3 protein-coding genes and 1 pseudogene are annotated in these 3,904 nt (G+C 58.6%); 3 read left to right on the forward strand and 1 reads right to left on the reverse strand.

Translation table 11 applies throughout. The features are described from left to right. Positions 1-37 precede the first annotated feature (37 nt). The 3 genes and pseudogenes from ABSG20_RS34805 (at position 38) to ABSG20_RS34815 (ending at position 2,992) form a co-directional block, all read left to right on the forward strand. Positions 38-523 carry a hypothetical protein gene (locus tag ABSG20_RS34805; RefSeq protein WP_423868962.1) on the forward strand — a complete coding sequence of 162 codons (486 nt, stop codon included), beginning with the start codon at positions 38-40 and terminating at the stop codon, positions 521-523. Between the two features lie 124 nt (positions 524-647). Continuing rightward, positions 648-1,001 (forward strand): DUF2335 domain-containing protein, encoded by a 354-nt coding sequence (locus tag ABSG20_RS34810; RefSeq protein ID WP_423868964.1) that lies wholly within the window; start codon positions 648-650, stop codon positions 999-1,001. A gap of 250 nt (positions 1,002-1,251) precedes the next feature. Continuing rightward, positions 1,252-2,992 (forward strand): annotated as a pseudogene (locus ABSG20_RS34815) (IS1634 family transposase). 403 nt (positions 2,993-3,395) lie between these two features. Here ABSG20_RS34815 and ABSG20_RS34820 read toward each other — a convergent pair. Beyond that, positions 3,396-3,794 carry a translational machinery protein gene (locus ABSG20_RS34820; RefSeq protein ID WP_423868963.1) on the reverse strand — a complete coding sequence of 133 codons (399 nt, stop codon included), beginning with the start codon at positions 3,792-3,794 and terminating at the stop codon, positions 3,396-3,398. Between the last annotated feature and the right edge of the window lie 110 nt (positions 3,795-3,904).

The raw sequence follows: 3,904 nt of genomic DNA on the forward strand, positions 1-3,904 counted from the left end.
AGGTACTAGAGCCTTCCTCTTTTGGTAAGCGATTGAAATGACTAGACAAAAGGACAAGAAGGTTTTTTACGGCATCCCTATTTCAGCAGGCGGGTCGCTTTGGAACAATCCCGCCAATCCGTACCACTGTGTTGGTGGTGTCGTAAGAGGTCTAGGCGAATGCTGGTCTGGGAAGACAGGCGATCCCATAGCCCAACAAGACGTAGACCTGATATTTGGTGGTCAGGCCGGTGACGTGCATCTGGTTTCACTCAAGGACAGAGTGAGGGATTATCTTTTTGGCGCAGGATCGGCAATCAATCCATTGCACCATGAGAATGCTGATTTTTACGAGTCTGACCTAGAGGCACTCGTCTCAGATTGGGATGCGACAATTTCGGACATGTACACGGTATTGCGGGCGGCTGATTTTGTAAAAAATTCGAAGTACGGGCAATCAAAGGATGACCAACCAATCGAACGGGGGGAGCGAGAAGCCAACTCCGGAGAGATCGAACGACAACGCTCCAAAGCAGCTACCTGAAGTTCTTCCCCCTGCGCTGGAAGGTGCGCTTGAGACGGCTGGCGTTGATGTAAGTAACCCGGAAGTCACCAAAGCCGTTGAAGTAAGCGCGAGTTTCTTCATTGCCCGCGGTTCTTTGCCGATTATGCCTCCAGAAATTCTGGCGCAATACGAGCGAGAATTTCCGGGTCTCGCAGATAGACTTGTTAATTGGACGGAGCAGCAACGAAGCCACCGCCAATCTCTGGAACGACAGCGAACAGACGGTTCTGAGAGACGCATGGATAGAAGCCAGCTCATCGCCGGTACAGTCGCGGTTTGGGGCATAACTCTTTCTGCACTCGTAGGAATCTTCGGAAGCCCGTGGGCCGCAGGCGTTATCGCAGTCGTTGCGATAGGGGGTCCCACGGCTGCGATATGGCTTGCAAAGACGATGAATGGTGGCGGAAAGCCCCCATCAACGCCAACCAAACCCTCCAATCTGCCTCACCGCACCTAGTCAGGGTCGGATTTATCTTTCTAGCACCGGCCTATATGTAAGAGGTTTTCGTGGGTCCGCCGCAAATTTCCGGTCCTCTTGTTGTTGTTGCGAGACATGCTGCGGCGCTGGCTTAGACGGAAGTTGCAGGGCTTTTTGAGCCTAACCGGTTGATAATATTTGCACAACCTCACTTTTCATGATTAAATGTACCCATGTAATTTGATGATTTTATCTTGACGGGGCGAATCAACCGTGATTCAAACTCGCCATGTACGTCGAGAGCATTCCAAATCGCAATTCGCCGCCTGCGATCCTGTTGCGGGAGAGCTATCGCGATGGCGACAAGATCCGCAAGCGCACGCTGGCCAATCTGTCGGATTGGAAGCCTGCGAAGGTCGAGGCGTTGCGCTGCGTGCTACGCGGCGACGCTGTGGCGCCGGTCGGTCGCGAAGCGTTGTCGATGCAGCGCAGCCTTCCGCATGGCCATGTCGCGGCGGCGCTGGGGACCTTGCGCAAGCTCGGGCTTGACCGGCTGTTGTCGCAGGGCGGCCGACAGCCCAAGCTTCAGGTGGCTCTGTGTATCGCCATGATCGTCGCGCGCCTGCTTGAACCGGGCTCGAAGCTGGCGACGGCGCGCGTGCTCGACGGCGAGACCGCGACGTGCTCGCTGGGCCAGGTGCTCGGGCTCGGCGCGGTCGACGAGCAGCAGTTGTACGGCGCGCTCGACTGGCTGCTCGAGCAACAGGAGCGCATCGAGAAGGCTTTTGCCAGGCGCCACCTGAACAATGGCACGCTGGTGCTCTACGATGTCAGCTCGACCTATTTCGAGGGCCGCACCTGCGAACTCGCCCGGCTCGGGCACAATCGCGACGGCAAGAAGGGCAAGCTGCAGATCGTATTCGGGCTGCTGTGCAGCCAGGATGGCTGCCCAGTGGCGATCGAAGTCTTCGAAGGCAATGTCGGCGATCCCTCGACGTTGCCGACCCAGGTCGCCAAGCTGAAGGAGCGCTTCAATCTCGATCGCGTGGTGCTGGTCGGAGATCGCGGCATGATCACCGAGGCGCGGATCAGAGAGACTGTCAAGCCGGCCGATCTCGACTTCATCACCGCGCTGCGCGCGCCGGCGATCCGCAATCTCGTCGACGCCGGCGAACTGCAGCTCTCGCTATTTGACGACCGCGATTTGGCGGAGATCACCTCGCTCGACTATCCCGGCGAGCGGCTCGTCGTCTGCCGCAATCCGTTGCTCGCTGAGGAGCGGGCGCGCAAACGCCGCGAGCTTTTGGCCGCCACCGAGGAGAAGCTGCTCAAGATCCAGGCCCGCGTGCGGCGCGCCAAAAGATCGTTGCGCGGTCGAGATGCCATCGGCATCGCTCGCCGTCGGCAAGGTCATCAATCGCTACAAGATGGCCAAGCACTTCGAGATCACCATCACCGATTCCGATCTTGTCATCGAACGCAGGAGCCAGCCGATCGATGATGAGGCCTCGCTCGATGGCATCTACGTGGTGCGCACCAACGTCACGGCACAAGCGCTCGCCAGCTCTTCGGTCGTGCGGGCCTACAAAGGGCTGTCGAATGCCGAACAGGCGTTCCGCAGCCTCAAGACCGTCGATATCGAGATCCGACCGATCCACCATCGCCGCAACCACCGCGTCCGCGCCCACGTGCTGTTGTGCATGCTCGCCTATTATCTCGAATGGCACATGCGCCAGGCCCTCAAGCCCATCCTGTTCGACGATCACGACAAGCAAGCGGCCGAAGCGGCACGCAGCTCCGTTGTCGCCAAGGCGGAACGCTCCGAAGCCGCCAAGCGCAAAATCAGCACCAAGCGCACTGACGACGATCTGCCGGTGCACAGCTTTCAATCCCTGCTCGCCGATCTCGCCACCTTCACCCGCAACACCATGATGATGGGCGACAGCTCTGCGACCTTCGTGCTCTATCCAAAGCTCACCCCCGTCCAGGAGCGCGCCTTCCAGCTGCTCGACGTCCCGACCGCCTTGTAGCCAGTACAGCCACTGACCCTTCCGCCGATAAGCGAATCGGATCAGGGATTTACGCTTTCGCGAAGCTGCAACTTCCGGCTAGTAGCGGGCAACGATGGTGACGGTCACTGGCGCCCCGCGCCAGGTGAGGCCTGCCGCCGCCTCTGCGGCGAGCAGAAAGCAGAGGAATGCAACGGGCAAGAGCAGAGCTCTTTCGATATATTCCGGTCAGCTTCCGCCCCCGGGAACAACCTCTGCCCTTATGGTTAATGAATGCTTATCGAAATGGTTAATGAATGTTTATCGAAGAGGGCCTCGTAGCTGGCGGCCGGTTTTATTCCGGCTTGTCCGTGACACGGCGAATCCGTCACGCAGGCGGATCAACGAAACTGCCGGTTGCGGCTCGACCATCCGGCGGGTGCGATCAAGCCCGGTGCCTCAGGTCTCCGGGTCCAATTTTGAAGTACTTCTTGGCATAGGCCACGATTTCGCGGTCGCTGGGATGGTCGGAGGCTTCTACCGCCACAATATGATCGCCGATTTTCGGGTGTTTTTCGCGCAAGTATTTGGCCAGTTCGGTCTTCGCGCCAGCCGGGCCGATGATGAGGATTTCGCCGGCATCGCTGACTGCGTTCAGCACCTGGCCAAAGAACTCCTTGTCCAGCCCGGCATGACCGCTGCCGATCGCGTTGGCCTTGTGGTGAAGATGTCGCGTCGGCAGGTGTGGATGCAGGATCATCTCGTCCTCGCCGGACAGGCCAACATGGAAAACCTTGGCCTGCGAGTGGTCGATCCAGACAATCGCATGAAAGTGCGTCGGCATGATCATATCTTTCTGAACAGGGACCAGTGCATTCAGGTCCTGGCGTCAACCTGATGCGCCCGTCGCGGCATTTACCGGACACAAATAGCGTAATCGCGTATGCGCCGATT

It is taken from the genome of Bradyrhizobium sp. (assembly GCF_049512235.1).
Taxonomy (GTDB): Bacteria; Pseudomonadota; Alphaproteobacteria; order Rhizobiales; family Xanthobacteraceae; genus Bradyrhizobium.

What these genes read in the sequence shown, in the direction of transcription:
- ABSG20_RS34805 (WP_423868962.1), top strand. Translation starts at nt 38, where the DNA reads ATGACTAGACAAAAGGACAAGAAGGTTTTTTACGGCATCCCTATTTCA.
- ABSG20_RS34810 (WP_423868964.1), top strand. Translation starts at nt 648, where the DNA reads ATGCCTCCAGAAATTCTGGCGCAATACGAGCGAGAATTTCCGGGTCTC.
- ABSG20_RS34820 (WP_423868963.1), bottom strand. Translation starts at nt 3,794, where the DNA reads ATGCCGACGCACTTTCATGCGATTGTCTGGATCGACCACTCGCAGGCC.